The organism is Alteromonas sp. RW2A1 (assembly GCF_001886475.1).
GTDB lineage: Bacteria > Pseudomonadota > Gammaproteobacteria > Enterobacterales > Alteromonadaceae > Alteromonas > Alteromonas hispanica.
Window position 1 is genome coordinate 986,123 of record NZ_CP018031.1, and the last position, 19,315, is coordinate 1,005,437.

16 protein-coding genes are annotated in these 19,315 nt (G+C 43.6%); 9 read left to right on the forward strand and 7 right to left on the reverse strand.

Annotated features, from left to right (window positions below):
- Positions 1-203: 203 nt before the first annotated feature.
- Positions 204-1,772 (reverse strand): AMP-binding protein, encoded by a 1,569-nt coding sequence (locus BM528_RS04435; RefSeq protein ID WP_071978843.1) that lies wholly within the window; start codon positions 1,770-1,772, stop codon positions 204-206.
- A gap of 134 nt (positions 1,773-1,906) precedes the next feature.
- The gene (locus BM528_RS04440; protein WP_156844030.1) at positions 1,907-2,230 is read right to left on the reverse strand and encodes a hypothetical protein; all 324 of its coding nucleotides are present in this window, start codon (positions 2,228-2,230) and stop codon (positions 1,907-1,909) included.
- 235 nt (positions 2,231-2,465) lie between these two features.
- Between BM528_RS04440 and BM528_RS04445 the strand changes: the two genes are divergently transcribed.
- Together BM528_RS04445 and BM528_RS04450 are read left to right on the forward strand one after the other, a co-directional pair.
- Positions 2,466-3,590 (forward strand): PQQ-dependent sugar dehydrogenase, encoded by a 1,125-nt coding sequence (locus BM528_RS04445; protein WP_071978845.1) that lies wholly within the window; start codon positions 2,466-2,468, stop codon positions 3,588-3,590.
- A gap of 390 nt (positions 3,591-3,980) precedes the next feature.
- Positions 3,981-6,791 carry a bifunctional aconitate hydratase 2/2-methylisocitrate dehydratase gene (locus BM528_RS04450; RefSeq protein WP_071978846.1) on the forward strand — a complete coding sequence of 937 codons (2,811 nt, stop codon included), beginning with the start codon at positions 3,981-3,983 and terminating at the stop codon, positions 6,789-6,791.
- A 707-nt stretch (positions 6,792-7,498) separates the two neighbouring features.
- Here BM528_RS04450 and BM528_RS04465 read toward each other — a convergent pair.
- Together BM528_RS04465 and BM528_RS04470 are read right to left on the reverse strand one after the other, a co-directional pair.
- Positions 7,499-7,801 carry a DUF3301 domain-containing protein gene (locus tag BM528_RS04465; protein WP_071978847.1) on the reverse strand — a complete coding sequence of 101 codons (303 nt, stop codon included), beginning with the start codon at positions 7,799-7,801 and terminating at the stop codon, positions 7,499-7,501.
- 1 nt (position 7,802) lies between these two features.
- The gene (locus BM528_RS04470) at positions 7,803-8,861 is read right to left on the reverse strand and encodes a DUF3549 family protein (protein WP_071978848.1); all 1,059 of its coding nucleotides are present in this window, start codon (positions 8,859-8,861) and stop codon (positions 7,803-7,805) included.
- 369 nt (positions 8,862-9,230) lie between these two features.
- Here BM528_RS04470 and BM528_RS04475 point away from each other — a divergent pair, with 369 nt between their 5' ends.
- The 3 genes from BM528_RS04475 (at position 9,231) to BM528_RS04485 (ending at position 10,897) form a co-directional block, all read left to right on the forward strand.
- Positions 9,231-9,569: a YqcC family protein gene (locus BM528_RS04475; RefSeq protein ID WP_071978849.1), complete on the forward strand. Its 339-nt coding sequence runs from the start codon at positions 9,231-9,233 to the stop codon at positions 9,567-9,569.
- A 62-nt stretch (positions 9,570-9,631) separates the two neighbouring features.
- Positions 9,632-10,405 carry a pseudouridine synthase gene (locus tag BM528_RS04480; protein WP_071981157.1) on the forward strand — a complete coding sequence of 258 codons (774 nt, stop codon included), beginning with the start codon at positions 9,632-9,634 and terminating at the stop codon, positions 10,403-10,405.
- A 42-nt stretch (positions 10,406-10,447) separates the two neighbouring features.
- Positions 10,448-10,897: a flavodoxin domain-containing protein gene (locus tag BM528_RS04485; protein WP_071978850.1), complete on the forward strand. Its 450-nt coding sequence runs from the start codon at positions 10,448-10,450 to the stop codon at positions 10,895-10,897.
- 81 nt (positions 10,898-10,978) lie between these two features.
- On the opposite strand, the gene dapD is transcribed toward BM528_RS04485, so the two are convergent.
- The 3 genes from dapD to map form a co-directional block, all read right to left on the reverse strand.
- Positions 10,979-11,803, reverse strand: coding sequence for a 2,3,4,5-tetrahydropyridine-2,6-dicarboxylate N-succinyltransferase (gene dapD, locus BM528_RS04490; protein WP_071978851.1), 825 nt, complete (start codon positions 11,801-11,803; stop codon positions 10,979-10,981).
- The gene (gene glnD / locus BM528_RS04495; RefSeq protein ID WP_071978852.1) at positions 11,800-14,451 is read right to left on the reverse strand and encodes a [protein-PII] uridylyltransferase; all 2,652 of its coding nucleotides are present in this window, start codon (positions 14,449-14,451) and stop codon (positions 11,800-11,802) included. Before glnD ends, dapD begins: the two co-directional genes overlap by 4 nt.
- Before the next feature lie 385 nt (positions 14,452-14,836).
- A complete protein-coding gene (map, locus tag BM528_RS04500) occupies positions 14,837-15,631 on the reverse strand; it encodes a type I methionyl aminopeptidase (RefSeq protein WP_071981158.1) in 795 nt (264 codons plus the stop codon).
- A 355-nt stretch (positions 15,632-15,986) separates the two neighbouring features.
- On the opposite strand from map, the gene rpsB reads away from it, so the two are divergent.
- The 4 genes from rpsB (at position 15,987) to frr (ending at position 19,306) form a co-directional block, all read left to right on the forward strand.
- A complete protein-coding gene (rpsB, locus tag BM528_RS04505; protein ID WP_071978853.1) occupies positions 15,987-16,718 on the forward strand; it encodes a 30S ribosomal protein S2 in 732 nt (243 codons plus the stop codon).
- A gap of 116 nt (positions 16,719-16,834) precedes the next feature.
- Complete coding sequence (tsf, locus tag BM528_RS04510; RefSeq protein WP_071978854.1) at positions 16,835-17,707, forward strand: translation elongation factor Ts; 873 nt, start codon at positions 16,835-16,837, stop codon at positions 17,705-17,707.
- A gap of 279 nt (positions 17,708-17,986) precedes the next feature.
- Positions 17,987-18,727: a UMP kinase gene (gene pyrH, locus BM528_RS04515; RefSeq protein WP_071978855.1), complete on the forward strand. Its 741-nt coding sequence runs from the start codon at positions 17,987-17,989 to the stop codon at positions 18,725-18,727.
- A 21-nt stretch (positions 18,728-18,748) separates the two neighbouring features.
- Complete coding sequence (gene frr / locus BM528_RS04520; protein WP_071978856.1) at positions 18,749-19,306, forward strand: ribosome recycling factor; 558 nt, start codon at positions 18,749-18,751, stop codon at positions 19,304-19,306.
- Positions 19,307-19,315: the final 9 nt, after the last annotated feature.

A 19,315-nucleotide genomic window follows, 5' to 3' on the forward strand; every position in this document is an offset into this window, starting at 1 on the left:
TATAGATATAAACCCGTTAAGCATCAACCTTTAACATCTTATTCTTTAGTTGCTGCATTAGAAAGAGCGGACTATTGCCCAGAGGATAGGGAGCAACAAAAGAGCGACAAAAGGTTACAACACAAAGAAGCTTAAAATAGACCGCCCTAATGGAGGGCGGCTCATTTTTTTGCCACTAATTCGCCGCTCAATAAGCTAAGTTTCTACTTGTCCCTAAGCTCCCTGCGAAGTATTTTGCCCACGGTGGACTTAGGCAATTCTTCTAGTATTTCAATAGACTTGGGCACTTTGTAATTAGTCAACTGCTCCTTACAGAAAGCGGTGACGTCGTCTACGTTAACCTCATTACTCACCGTAATGAACGCGCATACTCTTTCCCCTGTCTTATCGTCAGGTTTGCCCACTACTGCCGCTTCCATTACATCGGGGTGTGAGGTAAGAATGTCCTCAATTTCATTAGGGTATACATTAAAACCAGACACAATAATCATGTCTTTCAATCGGTCAACAATTTTGATAGCACCAGACTCTGTGCGAACGCCAATGTCTCCGGTTTTGAAAAAGCCGTCGCTGGTCATCACTTTCGCTGTTTCATCGTCTCTTTGCCAGTAGCCCAACATGACCTGGGGCCCTCTTACCGCTATTTGTCCAGACTCGCCATCAGCAACGGGTTTATCATAACTGTCTAGTAGGGCCACCTCGGTATCCTCTAGCGCCATGCCCACGGTACCTATTTCCTCTTTCCCAGGAATATTGAAAGAGACAACGGGAGCGGTTTCAGAAATCCCATAGCCTTCGGTAATAGTGTTTCCTGTAACGCCTTTCCATATTGAAACAGCCGCTTGCGTAAGTGCTGTTCCGCCAGACATGGTTAAATGCAATTTGGAAAAGTCGAGTTTGGCGAATTCAGGGTGACGTCCTAAACCAACGAATAGGGTATTGATGCCAGCAAAGGCGGTAATTGCATGAGGTTTAAGTGTTTGAATAAACCCGTCTATATCACGAGGGTTGGGAATAAGCACAATTTGACTGCCCTTTGAGAACAGCGCCATCATACAAACGGTAAATGCATAAATATGGTAAAGAGGTAGCGGACATACAACTACTTCTTCACCGTCTTTAAATTGTTGGCCAATGCGGTCGAGCATTTGAATGCAGTTGGCTAACACATTGTTGTGGCTCAATGCTGCGCCTTTGCTTACACCGGTTGTGCCGCCTGTGTATTGCAGCATGGCCAAGTCGTTTTGCTCTATTTTTTTGCGTTCAAACTCAGGAAGCGTAGTGCCTTTTTCGACAGCATCGGTAAGTGAAATCGTACCTTCAATAGCGGGAGCACTGGATGGATCGAGCAACTCTGTGGCCGACGTTGCTATGACCGTTGTTATCTCAGTATCACTTTTTATCGCATCGAACTTAGGCAGTAAATCGCTAAGGATGATTAAAGCGGTAGCACCACTGTCAGTGAATTGATGTTTCATTTCACGTTCGGTGTAAAGCGGGTTTGTATTTACAACGACAAGGCCCGCACGCAGTGCCGCGTAAACTGCAATAGGGTTTTGAATAAGGTTAGGAAGTTGAATAGCCACACGAGAACCGGGCTTAAGCTTCGCATCGTGGACAAGATAACGAGCTAGCGCTGCTGATTTTTTATCGATGTCAGCAAATGTGAGAGTTTGCCCTAATGCCGTGTAGGCAGGTCTATCAGCAAACTTCGTTAATACACTTTCAATGTAATCTGCTAAGCAGGTTACGTTTTCTGGATAAGTTATCATATTGCTTTTCCTATGAGGGCATGTATTTTTATTACCCTAACATTAGCAAAGTTAACTTTTTATTTACATGTTTGTTGGCTTATAAATGAGTATAAATTTTGATAATGTAATTAGTAATGATCTATCACTACTACTTAGCTCAGCTTGGCAAAGCAGATTCCAGATACGAAGCCCGCAAAACACTGAGCTATTATGCCCATCCATGTTCTAGCTCCTGCAATGAGAGTGACGTTTAATATTGGTTGCATAGCCACTAGCATGACGAAAAAACCAACGGCGCCGGCGACACCAAACATCAATATGGTAATCGCATTACTCTTACTTTGCCCAGCACTGGAGTTGTCTGTTTTTTTGAGCCAGTTTAATAGGAGATGAGCAATGAAAAAGCTGATAGCCAGCGCAACCGCGATAATCATTCCATAAGTAAGGGCTAAACCACGCATATCAGCAAAAACCATATATGCCCACTTGGTTATTGGGATATCGATATTGAGCGCAACCAACTCAAAAAGCACGAAGTGAGAATGAAAAACACTAGCAAGAATAAAAGCTAAAAACCAAGCAGGAAAAAAGCGCAAAAAACAAAGTTGTAAAAAAGCTCGCATAGATTACCGCAAAAAGGTTGATTCATAGGGCGTGTAAATCTGGTATAGCATGATAGTGTTGCTAAAGAAACAATACACGAGAGTAGAAATGAAAGTATTTAAACCGTTGAAACCGTTACTCCTTGCAAGTCTCATGGTGTTAATAAGCGCGTCTATCAATGCAAAGACGCTGGAAACGTTTCTGTCAGATGATGAATATACGATCGGTGTAGTTGTTGAAAATCTGGCATTCCCAAAGTCAATTGAGGTAATGCCAGACGGTAACATACTCATTGCTCAGCGAGATGGAGAATTAGTTCTCATCAATAAATCGAATGAGCAAAAGCGTTTTTCTATCACATTTCCCGAGTTGTATACAAAGGGGCAGGGGGGATGGTTAGACGTTATTCCCACAAACGCTTTTGATGTTACCTCAAGATTACTTCTGTCTTACTCTAAAGGGGTTGATGACAACAATAAACTGGTAGTCTTGTCCGGCCTTTATTCTCCCGAAAACGGCATCACCGATCTCAAGCCTGTATTTGAAGTGAACAAAGCAAAGGACACACCTGTTCACTATGGTGCAAAGTTACTCAGTTTGGGAAATGATACTTACTTGGTAACGTCTGGCGATGGGTTTGACTACCGTGAAGATGCGCAACGAATGAACTCCCATATGGGCAAAGTACTGGGTTTTACAATTAATGGCTCTCCCCTTGATAACCCTCCTTTTCCCGAACACCCATTCATTTTTAGCTTGGGGCATCGCAACCCCCAAGGGCTGGTAAAAACAGAAAAGGGCGTTATTTATCTTAATGAACATGGTCCGGACGGCGGTGATGAGATAAACCGGTTAAGCAGAGGGAAAAACTATGGTTGGCCAGTGGTCACGCTGGGCGTAGATTATTCAGGCGCGCTAATATCTCCGTTTAATACCTATACAGGTATGGAAGACCCGCTTTTAAACTGGACACCATCTATTGCACCTTCATCTATGGCGGTTTACCAAGGCAATGCATTCCCCCAACTCAACGAAAAATTTATTGTAACGGCGCTTAAAGCTCAGCGTGCGTTTGTTATTAGTAATGATGGGATAAAGATGACTGAGCAATTGCTATCAGATAAAGTCAAAACACGATTAAGAGATGTGGCTATCGATCTTAACGGCGACATATTGCTGTTAACCGATGGAGAACAAGCCAAACTTATTAGAATATCTCCTACAAAAATGTGAAGTATTTGAACTTTAACATTGAGATGAAGTCCTTATTTTTGTCTGTAATTTGAACTGGTACAACCATAACCATAGGAAATGTCTGACATAAATATAACACCATTACTTATTTAACTGACGGTAAAGCGTTGTTAGAGCCGCAAAAATAACGTTAAGGTTTTATTTTTAAGTGTTTGAAAATATTTGCTTTAATTTTTTCTTGGCAAGAATAAGCATGGCTATTATTCACTTCAGCTATCTACACTGGTGAGAATATGACCACTTTCACTCTTTTCTTACAGAGATTACGTAACGAGCAAAAATCAGTTAAAATACATCCCAATTTTATATGCGTATAGCTAAGACCGACTTAACACTACGCCCACGTAAAACTATGACCGAGAGAACCCTATGAGTTTGTATTCAGAATATCTGGCAGAGATCGAGACCCGTAAAACGGAACTAGGTTTAAACCCTAAGCCCATCGATAGCGCTGATTTACTATCAGAAATCATTGCTCAAATTAAAGATACAGGTAATGAGCATCGTGAAGATTCTCTTAAATTCTTTATCTATAACACACTGCCAGGCACAACCAGTGCAGCGGTAGTTAAAGCAAAATTCTTGAAAGAGGTTGTGCTTGGTGAAGAGAGCGTTGAAGAGATCACGCCTGAGTTTGCTTTAGAACTACTTTCTCACATGAAGGGTGGCCCCTCTGTTGAAGCATTGCTAGACCTAGCGCTTTCTGATGATGACGCAGTAGCAAAACCTGCTGCTGAAGTTGTGAAAACACAAGTTTACTTGTACGAAGCAGATACTGAGCGTTTAGAAGCGTCTTATAAAGCAGGCAACGCAATAGCCAAAGAAATTCTAGAGAGCTATGCAAAAGCAGAGTTCTTCACTAAATTGCCTGATGTACCAGAAAAAATTAATGTAGTGACTTATGTTGCTGCAGAAGGTGATATTTCTACCGACTTGCTTTCTCCGGGCAACCAAGCTCATTCTCGTGCAGACCGCGAACTTCACGGCAAGTGCATGATCACGCCTGAAGCACAGCAAGACATTGTTGAACTTGGTAAAAAACACCCAGACGCAAAAGTGATGCTGGTGGCTGAAAAAGGTACCATGGGCGTAGGTTCTTCACGTATGTCTGGTGTGAACAACGTAGCTCTGTGGGCCGGCGAGCCAGCAAGCCCTTACATTCCGTTTGTAAACAAAGCACCTGTTGTTGCGGGTACTAACGGTATTGCACCTATCTTCTTAACCACGGTAGATGTAACCGGCGGTATCGGTCTTGACCTTAAAAATTGGGTGAAGAAAACTGATGAAAACGGCGAAGTGGTTCGCGATGCCAATGGCGACCCAGTTCTTGAAGAAGCCTATTCAGTGGCTACAGGCACTGTATTGACTATCGATACTAAAGCTAAAAAGCTATTCAAAGGCGATGAGGAAGTCGCTGACGTATCTGGTGCCTTTACGCCGCAAAAAATGGAATTCATGAAAGCGGGTGGTTCTTACGCGGTAACTTTCGGTAAGCAGTTACAAACGTTTGCTGCAAAAACCTTAGGTATAGATGTCCCTCAAGTTTATGCACCGTCTAAAGAAGTGTCTAATGAGGGGCAAGGCCTAACAGCAGTAGAAAAAATCTTTAACCGCAATGCAGTAGGTGTTAAATCAGAAACACCACTTCACGCTGGTTCAGATGTGCGTGTTAAGGTAAATATTGTAGGTTCACAAGATACAACCGGACCGATGACATGCCAAGAGCTAGAATCTATGGCGGCATCAACCATTTCTCCACTCGTTGATGGTGCATATCAATCGGGCTGTCACACAGCATCGGTATGGGATAAGAAAGCTCAAGCGAACATTCCTAAACTCATGTCTTTCATGAACAACTTTGGCGTTATCACGGCTCGTGACCCTAAAGGCGTTTACCACGCAATGACAGACGTTATTCACAAAGTACTTAACGATATCACTGTAGACGACAGAGCCATCATCATCGGTGGTGACTCGCACACTCGTATGTCTAAAGGGGTAGCCTTTGGTGCCGACTCGGGAACGGTAGCGGTAGCACTTGCTACAGGCGAAGCGGCAATGCCAATTCCAGAGTCTGTAAAAGTAACTTTTAAAGGCGAAATGAAGAGCCACATGGACTTCCGTGATGTGGTACACGCAACACAAGCGCAAATGCTTAAGCAATTTGGCGGTGAGAACGTGTTCCAAGGCCGTGTTATCGAAGTACAAATTGGTACTTTGCTTGCCGACCAAGCATTCACGTTTACCGACTGGACTGCAGAGATGAAAGCGAAAGCATCAATCTGTATTTCAAACGATGAGACCATGATTGCATCACTTGAGCTTGCTAAAACGCGCATCAAGATAATGATCGACAAAGGCATGGACAACGACGCGAATATGCTTCAAGGTCTTATCGACCTTGCGGATAAGCGTATTGCTGAAATCAAGTCTGGTGAAGAGCCAGCACTTGCACCAGACGATAACGCGAAATACTACGCGGAAGTGGTTGTTGATCTAGACCAGATCGCAGAGCCAATGATTGCCGACCCAGACGTAAACAATGATGACGTGTCTAAGCGTTATACCCATGACGTTATCCGCCCAGTTTCTTACTATGACGGTAAGGCTGTAGATTTGGCGTTTGTTGGTTCTTGTATGGTTCACAAAGGTGACATGCAGATCATTGCGCAAATGCTTCGCAACCTAGAAAAGCAAAACGGCAGTGTGTCGTTTAATGTACCGCTTGTTGTTGCTCCACCAACGTACAACATTGTTGATGAGCTAAAAGCAGAGGGCGACTGGGAAATCCTAGCTAAGTATGCTGGTTTCGAATTCGACGACGCTAAGCCTAAAGAGTCTGCACGTACTAAGTACGACAACATTATGTACCTAGAGCGTCCAGGATGTAACTTATGTATGGGTAACCAAGAAAAAGCAGAGCCTGGTGATACGGTTATTGCTACTTCTACGCGCTTGTTCCAAGGTCGGGTTGTTGCTGACTCTGAAGAGAAGAAAGGTGAGTCGCTACTAGGCTCTACGCCACTAGTAGTACTTTCTGCTGTGCTAGGTCGTTTCCCAACTATGGATGAGTACAAAGCAGCGGTTGAGGGTATTAACCTTACGGACTTCGCTCCACCGTCAGAAGACATGGCAGTTGCGCCTAAGTTTACACCAGATGTAGCAGTTCAAAACGTTTAATTTGAACGTCTGGTTTCAAGGCGTAAAGTAACATTCTATTGAAACCAAGTTAATCTATTGAAAAGCCCCAACGTGAGTTGGGGCTTTTTTGTTTGCCCAGCGAAGCTGGCAAACCCGTCAGGTTGGAAGAAACCTGAATCACCCAGACTGAGGGGAAGATAATCCGAATGGCAAGGGCGCTATTGGCCAACGATAGGGTCTGAAGGAAGCCATAGGAAGTTAGAGGTACACAACGCAAGTGAACCTGATTCGGCAAGACAGGAGGGTAAGCGTGCAAAATAGCGTGAAGCCCGATACTCAGTCAGTCCTGTTTTGTGTTTGAGGGTGGGATTTCTAACAGGGAGCCATAACGTGGTTACCAGCACAGTAACTGGGGAAGCCTGGCATTGGATCCAATCAAATGGTTGGACGTATCGTTCAAGGAGTGATCCAAGAATGTTGCGAGTGTGAGGTGGCATAACGTGGTTACCAGATAGAACCCGTAGTAGTGAGTAAGGCTAGGCCGATGAAAGCCAGTAATGGTGTGGAGGGTAAAACCAAGCCGACTATCAGCATTGTGTTTGATAGGATCTATCTTAGCAAGTGATATGAAGTATGCAGGAGCCGTATACGAGGCCCGTACGTACGGTTCTGTGAGAGGGATGAGGCGCAAGCCTCACCCTACTCGATATGTCCGATTCAAACATATGAACGCAAAATGGCCTGCATTAAACACGATGCGGCGGCAAATCAGTTCGCATAATTCGACTTCCTACCAATTCTACTTCTCCACTGTATCTGTCTTCTCCGTTGCTGGAAAACTCGAACATAAAAACACTATTCCAATCTGGTTTTCCGTACTTTAATGAAATTCGTGTTTTGACCCTCGCGACGCTTAACAGCTGAAGCTGGTGTTTGTCACAGTATTGTCTTAAATACGTATTGGTCTTTTCCGAGATTTCTCTTATTCGCCAAAATTGATAGCTTACGAATGCGATACTTAGCCACAACACGAGTTCTAAAAGCGTCATATTATTTTCCCGTTTGCGCAAACAGTTTGTTGAATGCAGAGGCTAATTCTGCGGGCCTGTCAGGTGAACGAAGAAGTGATAAAACTTGCCGACGTAACTTTGGAATCTGTACCAAGTCAGAAAAGAAACCGGAAAAAAATGCGCCAGCATGTTCGCTTTGATTATCTGCTTTGGCTGCCTGTGTTAAAAACAATGTAAGGAGTGAGTCATCCATTTGTTCATAATGGCGAGCGGCGATGACACTCAGGATATCTAAGCGAGCACAGCTCTCGTTCTCGAGCACTCTTTGTAAGACGCTGTGCACATCTTGGTCAAATGAACCAGTAGATAGAGCACGTAAAGCGGCAAGATTAACTTCACTTGTGTGATTACTGCTGAAAAAGCGTGTGGTAATAAATTCTTTCATGGTAGCGCTTAAAGGCACATATTCGAGCATCTCCATGAGCGTATTCAAAAATACTTCAGAATATAAGGTCGAGTTTTTGGCAACAGCTTTTTCTAACATATCTTGCTTGCTGTGTTTTGGTAAAGAAGAGGCAAAGTCTGCAACGCTTTGCATTGACAAACGCTGCCAATCTACTAACTGCGGCGCTTGAATATAGGCTTCTACTTGCCTTGCTTCATCACTCAATGGTTGTAACAGTGCTTGTTTAACCGCTGCGTTGAACTGGGCGAGTAGGGATTGATTGGGCACAAAAGAGTAGGGGTTGTCCGGCAGCTTTTGGGCCTTTTCTGTGTCTTCTAAAATTGACTGACCTAATGCATCTACAATTATATCAAGAAAGTGATTTCGAGCTGCCGAAACTACCAACCCTTGCTCATCTGTAGGAAGTTTAACAAACCAAATGTAGTGCTCTGACGATGCGTTTTTATTCCAAAAAACAATTCCAAACCACGCGTGTTGCTGACGAGGGAATGGCGCATAGGCTTTGCCATTCTCAATATCTAAGAATGTTTGATTGTCGGTCAGAGTTAGCCTTCGCCCGATATCAAATATCTTGTATTCTGTACCAGCGTGGAGTAAAAACTCGCTGATGGAATTAATTGTGTTTGCGCTCATCAAAACATCCTAAATACTGCAAATTACCACTGGGGTCTCGTTAAAGCTCTGTAAATGAACTCTATAATAACGTTCTAGCACACCGACCTGCACCTCGATCTCAAATATCGAGCAGACAGCAGCGCCGAGCAGATAGCAGCGCCGAGAAAATAGCACCGCCCCAAAATCAATAGCGATTAGTTTATCACAGATAAATTATTGTCTGTCACGCGTCTATCTCTAGAATCATTGCGGTGACAGTAATTTTTGAAGGCTGGTATACTGATAACTCTTAAAAGTGCCTAACAAGGCCGATCGCTTTGGCTTACTCTAATTTATGCTGCTCGTTAGAAAAAATTCACTTAAAAACACCTCGTTGGAAACTGACATATGACACCCGGTAAACAGGCTATTCTAACTGCCCTTGAAGCATTGGCATTATCGATGAGAAAAGAGGGCGTATGGCCTTCAACTAGTCCTTCTAATGAAGCGCTAAATAGCACTGTTCCTTTTGCGGTTGATGCTATGGATTTTGAGAGCTGGCTAGCTTTTATATTTATTCCAAAAATGTCGCAACTAATTCATTCTGATGCCGCACTGCCTGAGATGGAAATCACGCCGGCGGCTCGGCTGTATTTGGAAGACAGGTCAACCCCTATCATTAAGCAGATAGCGGCTATAGATGGTTTAGTTCAGACAGCGAGAGTTGAGCAAGGAATGGCCCAATGAGAGAGGACTCGCAAGAGAAGCTTGGAGAAAAAGATACCGGCCAAGACGAAAGTAGAGAAGGCATGTCTGCCAACAGTCGCTCCGTTGAAATAAGTGCAACACCTCATCCGTTAAAAATTTTGTATCAAGACCAGGATATTGTTGCTATTGAGAAGCCGCCTGGCATGTTGGTGCATAGAAGCCCAATAGATAAACACGAAAAAGTATTCGCGGTACAAACCTTGCGAGACCAAATTGGTAAGCGCGTTTTTCCTGCACATCGGTTAGACCGACCTACGTCTGGCGTTCTTCTATTTGCCTTCGATGGTCAGTTAGCGGGGGAACTTGGACAGCAGATGATGCAAAAACAGGTGCATAAGACCTATCATGCTGTGGTGAGAGGGTTTGTGCATAATACTGGATTCATTGATTACGCACTTAAATACAAGTACGACAAAATAGCAGACAAGCACAAGCGGCCACAGCAGCCACCGCAAATAGCGACAACAGTGTATGAATCTGTAGCTTGTTATGAAGTACCACAGCCTGTCGGAAAATATCAAAGTGCGCGATATTCATTAGTAAAATTATCACCAAGTACGGGCAGAAAGCATCAATTACGTAGGCATTTAGCACATATTCGACACCCTATTATAGGTGACACGACCCATGGCGACGGAAAGCAGAATAAATTCGCTAAGTCGCACTTTAGTTTTAATAATTTGGCCTTAAACTGTACAGGTATGGGGTTCTATCATCCAACTTCTCAAAAGTGGGTGACAATATCTTCAGATTTTCATCATGAAATGGCGATGTTTATACGTCGTTTAGAAAACTTTCGCGTTGTTCCTTCGTAAAACGTTGTAGCAAAGTTTATAAAACAGTTAGTAGGGGTAGTAATGAGTACATTGAAGATAATAGCGGGCACAGTGTATGGGAACGCGCAGCATGTCGCTGAACAGGTAGAAGAAAACTTAGCTGAACAAGGCGTAGATTGCGAGCTTGAAAGCGACCCGTCGGTTGAAGATTTTACTGATGCAGACGCTATATTAATTATCACCTCTACAACAGGGCAAGGGGATGTTCCACCTAACCTTGAGTTTGTTTTTTCAGACTTAAAGGACGACGCGCCCCTGCTGAAAGACAAACCCTTTGCTGTTGCCGCCCTTGGCGATAGCAGCTATGGGGAGAGCTTCTGTGGTGCGGGTAAACAATTTCAAGCGCTTCTTGTTGAGCTGCAGGGCAAGCCAGCGTCTGAGATGCTAGAGGTGGATGCAATGGAAACCCTTGAGCCTGAGAAAGATGTGGTTGATTGGGTAAACAGTATAAAAGACAAACTTTTGTCATAAATTGTTGAGGCAAAGGCATTAAAAAGGGGCGCTAAAGAATGTTAGCGCCCCTTTTTTATTTATTTTTCAGAACAGTTTTAATTACTCTACGCCGCGCAACAGGGCATTGATTCCTACTTTAGCGCGGGTTTTGGCATCTACTTTCTTAACGATTATGGCAGCGTAAAGGCTGTATTTACCATCTGCACTGGGTAAGTTTCCAGATACCACTACCGAACCTGCAGGTACGCGTCCGTAGTGGATCTCTCCAGTTTCACGGTCATAAATACGCGTACTTTGACCAATATAAACACCCATTGAGATAACCGCGCCCTCTTCAACAATAACGCCTTCTACAATTTCAGAGCGAGCGCCGATAAAGCAGTTATCTTCTATGATGGTAGGGTTTGCTTGTAATGGCTCTAGTACGCCACCAATACCTACACCACCAGAAAGGTGAACGTTTTTACCGATTTGTGCACATGAGCCAACAGTTGCCCATGTATCTACCATAGTACCCTCGTCAACGTAGGCGCCAATGTTGACATAAGACGGCATTACTACTGCGTTTTTGCCTACAAATGTACCGGTACGAACTGCAGCTGGTGGCACTATACGGGCGCCATCTGCAACAAACTGTTCATTTGTGTAGTTGGTGTATTTTAATGGCACTTTATCAAAATACTTGCTCTCGGCGCCGTCAATCATTTCGTTGTTGTGAAGTCGGAAAAAAAGCAACACAGCTTTTTTCAACCACTGGTGAACTACCCATTCCCCTGCAATTTTCTCGGCGACTCGAGCTTGACCGCTGTTTAGCAGTGAAATTGCTTCTGCAACGGCGTTTCTTACCTCGTCAGGAGCTTCATTTGGGCTAATGGCATCGCGGTTTTCGAAGGCGTCTTCAATAATGGCTTTCAATTCATTCATGGTATTGTAATATCTTCAAGTTGGTCGAGTTTAAACAAGATACGCTTTTTCAAGCTAACTTGTTGTTCTTGGGTTAATGCGGTGCCAGCCTCGTTGCTGACGATAAAAATGTCTTCGGCGCGTTCGCCGATGGTTGCTATTTTAGCAAGCTTTAATGTCATGTTGGTGTCAACAAACGCGTGGCCAATTTTAGCTAAAATGCCGGGCGCGTCTAGTGCTTCAAGCTCAACAAGCGTCGCCTCGTCGTTTAAGTTAAAAAAGCGCACCTTGGTAGGAACGTCTAATTGCCTCATCTGACGGGGTAGCTTTCGCTTATTTTCGTGGGAGCGGCCAGGTTTTTCTAACTGGGTAGAGACGGCTTTTTCTAGCGACATGATACGAGACTCAGATGAAAGACGCGTACCGTCATTTTCTAACACTATCATACTGTCGAATACGTAGCCGTCTCGTGTAACGGTAACGTGTGCATCGTGGATAGAGCAATTTCTGCTATCTAGTACAGAGGCAACCTGTGCGAATAATGCCTTTCTGTCTTTGCCATAAACGAATAGTTCCGTTCCACCCTTGGCGCTATTGTCATTGGCTCTAACTAATAAAGCGTCGTTATCTGGCGTTAACCAATCTTCCTGAGCCGTTATAATTTCTTCTGTATGCCAGGCCACCTGTGTTGGCTTAAAACGTACAAAGTAGTCATCGTCCAAACGCGCCCAGAGAGCGTCTACAGAAACAGGGCTGATAGCCCGCTCTTGCAATATTTGTCGCGCTTGATGTTTGTGCGTGGCAACTCGTTCATTAAGCGTCACCTGACACTGAAGACCGTTATCTAAAGCCTTTTGCGTCATGAGATACAATTCTCTTAGCAAAGATGCTTTCCAGTCATTCCACAAGTTATCATTGGTGGCACGAATATCTGCAAGCGTTAATGTATAGAGCAGGTTCAAGTGGTTGTGGCTTCGTATTGCGCTGGCAAACTCACTGATGACATCCGGATCGTAAATATCTCTTCGCTGAGCGACTACAGACATCAGCAAGTGATTTTCAACAAGCCAGGCAATCATCTCTGCATCGGACGATGGAACATTATGAAGTTCGCAAAATGTGGCTACATCCTTGGCACCAAGTTTCGAGTGATCGCCATTGCGGCCTTTCGCTATATCGTGAAAAATAGCGGCGATATACAACACTTCTGGTTTATCGAGATGTCGGCAAATTCGGCCACATCGGGGAAAGTCTTTATTCTCTTTCGAAAAAAAGTAATTAACATGCTTAACAAGCCTATGGGTGTGCTCGTCAACAGTGTAAGCGTGAAACAAATCAAACTGCATCATGCCCACAATAGCGTCCCACTCAGGTAAGTAAGCCTGAATAATTCCATATTGATGCATTATGTCCCAACCAAAATTAAAAAAATCGGGTTGTTTCATCAGCATCATAAATTTCTCACGACACGCTGGACGTTCGACATAATAGGTACTTTCAAATTCCCTATGGGCATTGCGCAGTTGACGAATACACGTGGTGCTGAGGCCTTTAACATCTGGTGTATTGGTTACCAGGTGTAAGAAATCGAGAATAGCTTCAGGAGTCGAGAACACTCGCTCATGGCGAGGAGAAATCATGTAATCAAGAAGCTCGAAGTCTTCATTGATAACGGCACTGTGTTGAACGCTTTGATTCAGCATGTCGTATTTAAAACGCTGAAGCAGCATTTGGTTGAGCTCTGTTACACGAGCCACAGTGCGAAAGAAGTCTCGCATCATCTTTTCTACTGATGATTTACCTTCTTCACCGTAGCCCATCATCTCCGCTACATCTGGCTGATAATCGAATAATAGACGGTTTTCGCTTCGCTGGGCAACCAAGTGGAGTGCACAGCGCATTTTCCAAAGGTGCATGCGGCAGGCGATGAGCTCACTGTGTTCTTGTTCAGTGAAGTAACCATGACCTACCAAGTTCCAACCATCGTATTCTTTAAAATGTTTCTTAGCTACCCAGCCAATAGATTGAATGTCTCGAAGACAACCAGGATTCTCTTTTATGTTGGGTTCTAAGTTGTATGCAGTGCCGTTAAATTTGGCATGTCGTTTTTTCTGTTCTTCGTATTTAGCAGAGAAAAACGCTTTACTACTCCACGAATTTCTTCCATTCGCTTCTTCCCAAAGCTTCTCAAAGGTTTCTTCGCTACCGGATAGAAGGCGACTTTCAACCAAATTAGTGGCGATGGTAATATCATCTTTTGCGAGCTTGACGGTCTCTTTAATCGTTCGCACCGACTGGCCAACATCTAATTTGATGTCCCACAACAGCGTAATAAAGCGACCGACTTTGTCTTGTGCATCGGCGCTAAGCTTCTTCTTACTAACAATAAGTAGATCGATATCAGAATAAGGCTGCAAATGACCACGACCGTATCCACCGACGGCACAAAGCGATAAATCGTTGATAGAACTTAGGCCGAACAGTTGCCACAAATGACAAAGCAGTGCATCGACAAATTGTGCTCTGCCTGTAACTAATTGATTGACAGGAGCGGAATTAAACGAGTCTGTAATCCACGCGTAGTTTTTCTCAACGCATGTTTTGATTTTAGGAATGTCATCAACACTACTGATACTGTCTATTTCTTGGATTAGAGATTGGAGCGTCAAACTGCACCTTTGGATTGCTTAAGTGTAAACGCTATAAACTTTATCACGATTTAGCACAAAATCGCAGTATCGATTAGGTGCATATTTTAGGTCTATTTATGAATAAATATGGAAAAACGTTATAGCGTGGTGAATGATTGTCTAAATCGTCGTTTTTGACACGTGAGCAATATCGAAAAAAAGTGGGTAGTGAGCAGCTCTAAACGCTATTTCATAAGGCAATTTCACCTGCACAAAATAGTAAAAACAGGGACGGGACAAAGCCCAAAACTAAGCGCTAATTAAGCGATAATATAGATTCGAAAAAAAGCTTGGTTATTGTCGTCAATAGCCAAGCTCTTAACTCGTATGAAACTTTTATTGAAATAGCTCGAAAGCGTAACAGCTATTTGTGAGAAATAACGCGAGGTAATGTTTCTTCTTCTCTCAACGTAAGTACCTCAACGCCGTCTTCAGTGACTAGCAGCGTGTGTTCCCATTGAGCGCTTAAGCTTCTATCTTTCGTTACCACAGTCCACTGGTCTGGAAGTACTTTGGAATAGCGCTTACCTGCATTGACCATAGGTTCGATAGTAAAACACATACCCGGTACTAACTCTTCGCCTGTTCCTGGTTTGCCGTAATGCACAATTTGTGGTTCTTCGTGAAAACTGGAGCCAATACCATGGCCGCAATATTCTCTAACTATTGAATAGTTATGCGCCTCTGCATGAGTTTGGCAGATATGCCCAATATCACCTAAACGCATGCCAGGTTTAACTTGCTCGATGGCTTTGTATAACGATTCTTGCGTTACACGAATAAGACGCTCAGCCAGAATAGTAGGTTTGCCCACAGTAAACATCTTTGATGTGTCGCCGTGATAACCGTCCTTAATAACAGTTACGTCTATATTAATGATGTCACCATCTTTTAGCTTTTTGTCAGACGGAATACCATGACATATACAATGGTTCACCGAAGTACACACTGACTTAGGAAAAGGTGGGTTGCCATAGTTTAGCGGTGCAGGTATCGCTTTTTGTTCGTTCACAATAAAGTCATGACAAAGCGTATTGAGCTGATCGGTCGTTACGCCTTTTTTTACATGGGGCGTGATCATAGTAAGAACTTCGGCTGCTAGCTTACCAGCAACGCGCATTTTTTCGATTTCATCAGGGGATTTGATAATTGCTGCCACAATGCCTCTCAATAATCGTCTTTTGATTAATAAACAGTTTTACGCAGTATATCACCAATATGACCACTATTGGATATGCAGTAAACATGCGTTCAACCGTCTTTCAGAAAATAATGACAAACAACAGGCAAGCAGGGCTGAAAACTTGTTACCACTAAAGCTTTATGGTATAAAGCGCGCGCCCTGACGGAAAGCTCGTATTTTTTTGTGAAAGCGAAGTCGTCGTAGAGGGTATATTTCTTATTAAAACACACATATACCGACACTTGTTATCGGGGTGTCCACACTATCGTTTTTCGCTAGGGTGGATCGATACAAGGGGTATATGGAGGCCTAACCCCAAGAGGAAAATAAAATGGCTAATGTTTCTATGCGTGACATGCTGAAAGCCGGTGTGCATTTCGGTCACCAAACTCGTTACTGGAACCCAAAGATGAAACCATACATCTTTGGTGCTCGTAACAAAGTTCATATCATCAACCTAGAAAAAACAGTTCCACTGTTTAACAACGCTTTGAACTACATCTCAAGTGTTTCAGCAAAAAAAGGTAAAATCCTTTTTGTTGGTACTAAACGTGCCGCTGGTGATGCGATAAAAGATGCTGCTGTAAAATGCGACCAGTTCTACGTAAACAAGCGTTGGTTGGGCGGTATGTTGACTAACTGGAAAACAGTGCGCCAGTCAATCAAGCGTCTTAAAGAGCTTGAGCAAAAGAGCCAAGACGGAACGTTTGAAAAGCTAACCAAAAAAGAAGCGCTTATGCTTCAACGCGAAATGGATAAGCTTGAGAACAGCCTTGGTGGTATCAAAAACATGGGCGGTCTTCCAGACGTAATCTTTGTTGTTGATGCAGACCATGAGCACATTGCAGTTACAGAAGCACGTAACCTTGGTATCCCTGTTGTTGGTGTTGTAGATACTAACTCTAACCCAGACGGTGTTGATTACATCATCCCTGGTAACGACGATGCTATCCGCGCTATCCAACTTTACTTGGACGCTGCTGCAGACGCTGTTAATTCTGGTCGCGAGAGCAACCTTGAAGTACAAGCTGAGCAAGACGACTTCGTAGAAGCAGCAGAGTAATTCTGTACACTCGCTGCCAATTTAAATTGGAAGCGAATTTGCTACGAGACGTATTGAGAGGGGCGATTAGCCCCTTTTACCTAACGAATTTATATTTATTGCTGAGGAATTGAAAAATGGCAGTGACTGCAGCACTAGTTAAAGAACTGCGCGAACGTACTGGCGCAGGTATGCTGGATTGTAAAAAAGCGCTTGTTGAGACAGATGGTGACATTGAATTAGCCATTGAAAACATGCGTAAATCAGGTCAAGCAAAAGCGGCTAAAAAAGCAGGTCGTATTGCAGCTGAAGGTGTAATCCTAACGAAAGTTGAAGCGGGTCGCGCGACTATGCTTGAACTAAACTGCGAAACAGACTTCGTTGCTCGCGACGAGAGTTTCCTTAAGTTTGGTAATGACCTACTTGAATTAGCTTCTGCTAACAACATCAACGACATCGAAACACTTAACGACGCTGAACTAAACGGCTCAAAAGTTAGCGATGCACGTGACACGCTTGTAGCAAAAATTGGTGAAAACATTTCACCTCGCCGCGTTATCAACGTTGAAGGTGACACACTAGGTGCTTATGTTCACGGTGGTCGTATTGGCGTTATCGCTATTCTTACTGGTGGCGACGAAGAGCTAGCTAAAGACGTTTCTATGCACGTTGCAGCGGCAAGCCCTCAATATGTTAAGCCTGAAAATGTTCCGGCTGAAGTTGTTGAGAAAGAAAAAGAGATCCAAATCGATATCGCAATGCAGTCTGGTAAGCCAGCAGACATCGCTGAGAAAATGGTTGCAGGTCGTATGAAGAAGTTCACTGGTGAAGTGAGTCTTACTGGCCAACCTTTTGTTAAAGATCCGTCGATCACAGTTGCTGAACTTCTTAAGAACAACAGTGCAGACGTTATCAACTTCGTGCGTTTTGAAGTAGGCGAAGGTATCGAGAAGAAAACTGAAGATTTTGCAGCAGAAGTAGCTGCGCAAATGGAAGCCGCTAAGAAATAATTGAGCGTTTTTCTTTTGCATTCAGAGAATGTCAGATAAACTAAAAGCACCTCTTCGGGGGTGCTTTTTTATAGCCGAATCTCTTTCTATTGCAGCGGTTTCACGTTAGTGTGAGTGACGTTTTTGCAAGTCATTTGAAAATACGGCTTTGAAGCGGCGCTGGGTTAAGAAAGCATAAACCTTTCAAAAAACTAACGCGATTTGTTCTATGTTTTTTCATGCTAAGGCATGTATTTAAAATACATAGCACAAACCGGGTTTACGAGGACATATCGAATAATGAGTATCACACCTAAATCAGCATATCGACGCATTCTGTTAAAACTTAGCGGTGAAGCCCTTATGGGTGAAGAAGGCTTTGGCATAGACCCCAAAGTGCTAGATAGAATGGCACAAGAAATTAAAGAGTTGGTTGAACTTGGTGTTCAAGTGGGCCTTGTTATTGGTGGCGGTAACTTATTTCGCGGCGAAGGTTTAGCAAAAGCGGGTATGAATCGCGTAGTAGGCGATCATATGGGTATGCTAGCTACTGTGATGAACGGTTTGGCAATGCGAGATGCACTACACAGAGCATTTGTAAATGCACGCATGATGTCAGCAATTCCTTTAAACGGCGTTTGCGATGCGTATAATTGGGCAGAAGCAATTAGCTTACTGAAGTCTGGTAGAGTCGTTATTTTTTCAGCAGGCACCGGAAACCCATTTTTCACAACGGATTCCGCTGCGTGCTTACGCGGAATTGAAATTGAAGCAGACGCCGTATTAAAAGCGACTAAAGTCGACGGTGTTTATAGTGACGACCCGGTTAAAAATCCAGACGCTACCCTGTACGAGCACCTCAGTTATAATGAAGTGCTGGATAAGGAACTAAAAGTAATGGATTTGTCAGCGTTTACTTTGGCTCGTGACCACAGCCTTCCAATTCGCGTTTTCAATATGAACAAACCCGGCTGTCTTAAGCGTGTTGTAATGGGCGAGAAAGAAGGCACCGTAATTAGCCACGCTGGCAATGATAAGTAAAGACATATAGGACACACAACAGTGATTGATGAAATTGAATTAGATGCGCAAGAGCGTATGGAAAAAAGCGTAGTGGCGCTCAAAGGCCAATTTAGCAAAATTCGCACGGGGCGCGCGCACCCAAGCCTGCTAGATGGTATTATGGTGCCGTACTACGGTGTAGATACACCGCTAAAGCAAGTGGCTAATGTAATTGCTGAAGACAGCCGTACGCTTGCCTTAACTGTGTTTGATAAATCAGCTATCCAAGCAGTTGAAAAAGCTATCATGCAGTCTGATCTTGGGTTAAACCCCATGAGCGCTGGCGGTTCTATCCGTATACCACTTCCGCCGCTAACTGAAGAGCGAAGAAAAGATCTTATTCGCGTAGTTCGCAATGAAGCGGAAGGTGGGCGGGTTGCTATCCGCAATATTCGCCGCGACGCAAACAGCGATATCAAAGAGCTGTTGAAAGAAAAAGAAATCAGCGAAGACGAAAGTCGTGCAGCTGAAGAAAATATCCAGTCGATCACTAACGAAATCATTAAGAAAGTTGACAGTCTACTGGCTGACAAAGAAAAAGAATTAATGGAAGTATAAGTTAGTATT

Excerpts from the sequence above, each read along its gene's own strand:
- BM528_RS04435 (WP_071978843.1), bottom strand. The coding sequence starts at position 1,772 with ATGATAACTTATCCAGAAAACGTAACCTGCTTAGCAGATTACATTGAA.
- BM528_RS04440 (WP_156844030.1), bottom strand. The coding sequence starts at position 2,230 with ATGGTTTTTGCTGATATGCGTGGTTTAGCCCTTACTTATGGAATGATT.
- BM528_RS04445 (WP_071978845.1), top strand. The coding sequence starts at position 2,466 with ATGAAAGTATTTAAACCGTTGAAACCGTTACTCCTTGCAAGTCTCATG.
- BM528_RS04450 (WP_071978846.1), top strand. The coding sequence starts at position 3,981 with ATGAGTTTGTATTCAGAATATCTGGCAGAGATCGAGACCCGTAAAACG.
- BM528_RS04465 (WP_071978847.1), bottom strand. The coding sequence starts at position 7,801 with ATGACGCTTTTAGAACTCGTGTTGTGGCTAAGTATCGCATTCGTAAGC.
- BM528_RS04470 (WP_071978848.1), bottom strand. The coding sequence starts at position 8,861 with ATGAGCGCAAACACAATTAATTCCATCAGCGAGTTTTTACTCCACGCT.
- BM528_RS04475 (WP_071978849.1), top strand. The coding sequence starts at position 9,231 with ATGACACCCGGTAAACAGGCTATTCTAACTGCCCTTGAAGCATTGGCA.
- BM528_RS04480 (WP_071981157.1), top strand. The coding sequence starts at position 9,632 with ATGTCTGCCAACAGTCGCTCCGTTGAAATAAGTGCAACACCTCATCCG.
- BM528_RS04485 (WP_071978850.1), top strand. The coding sequence starts at position 10,448 with ATGAGTACATTGAAGATAATAGCGGGCACAGTGTATGGGAACGCGCAG.
- dapD (WP_071978851.1), bottom strand. The coding sequence starts at position 11,803 with ATGAATGAATTGAAAGCCATTATTGAAGACGCCTTCGAAAACCGCGAT.
- rpsB (WP_071978853.1), top strand. The coding sequence starts at position 15,987 with ATGGCTAATGTTTCTATGCGTGACATGCTGAAAGCCGGTGTGCATTTC.
- tsf (WP_071978854.1), top strand. The coding sequence starts at position 16,835 with ATGGCAGTGACTGCAGCACTAGTTAAAGAACTGCGCGAACGTACTGGC.
- pyrH (WP_071978855.1), top strand. The coding sequence starts at position 17,987 with ATGAGTATCACACCTAAATCAGCATATCGACGCATTCTGTTAAAACTT.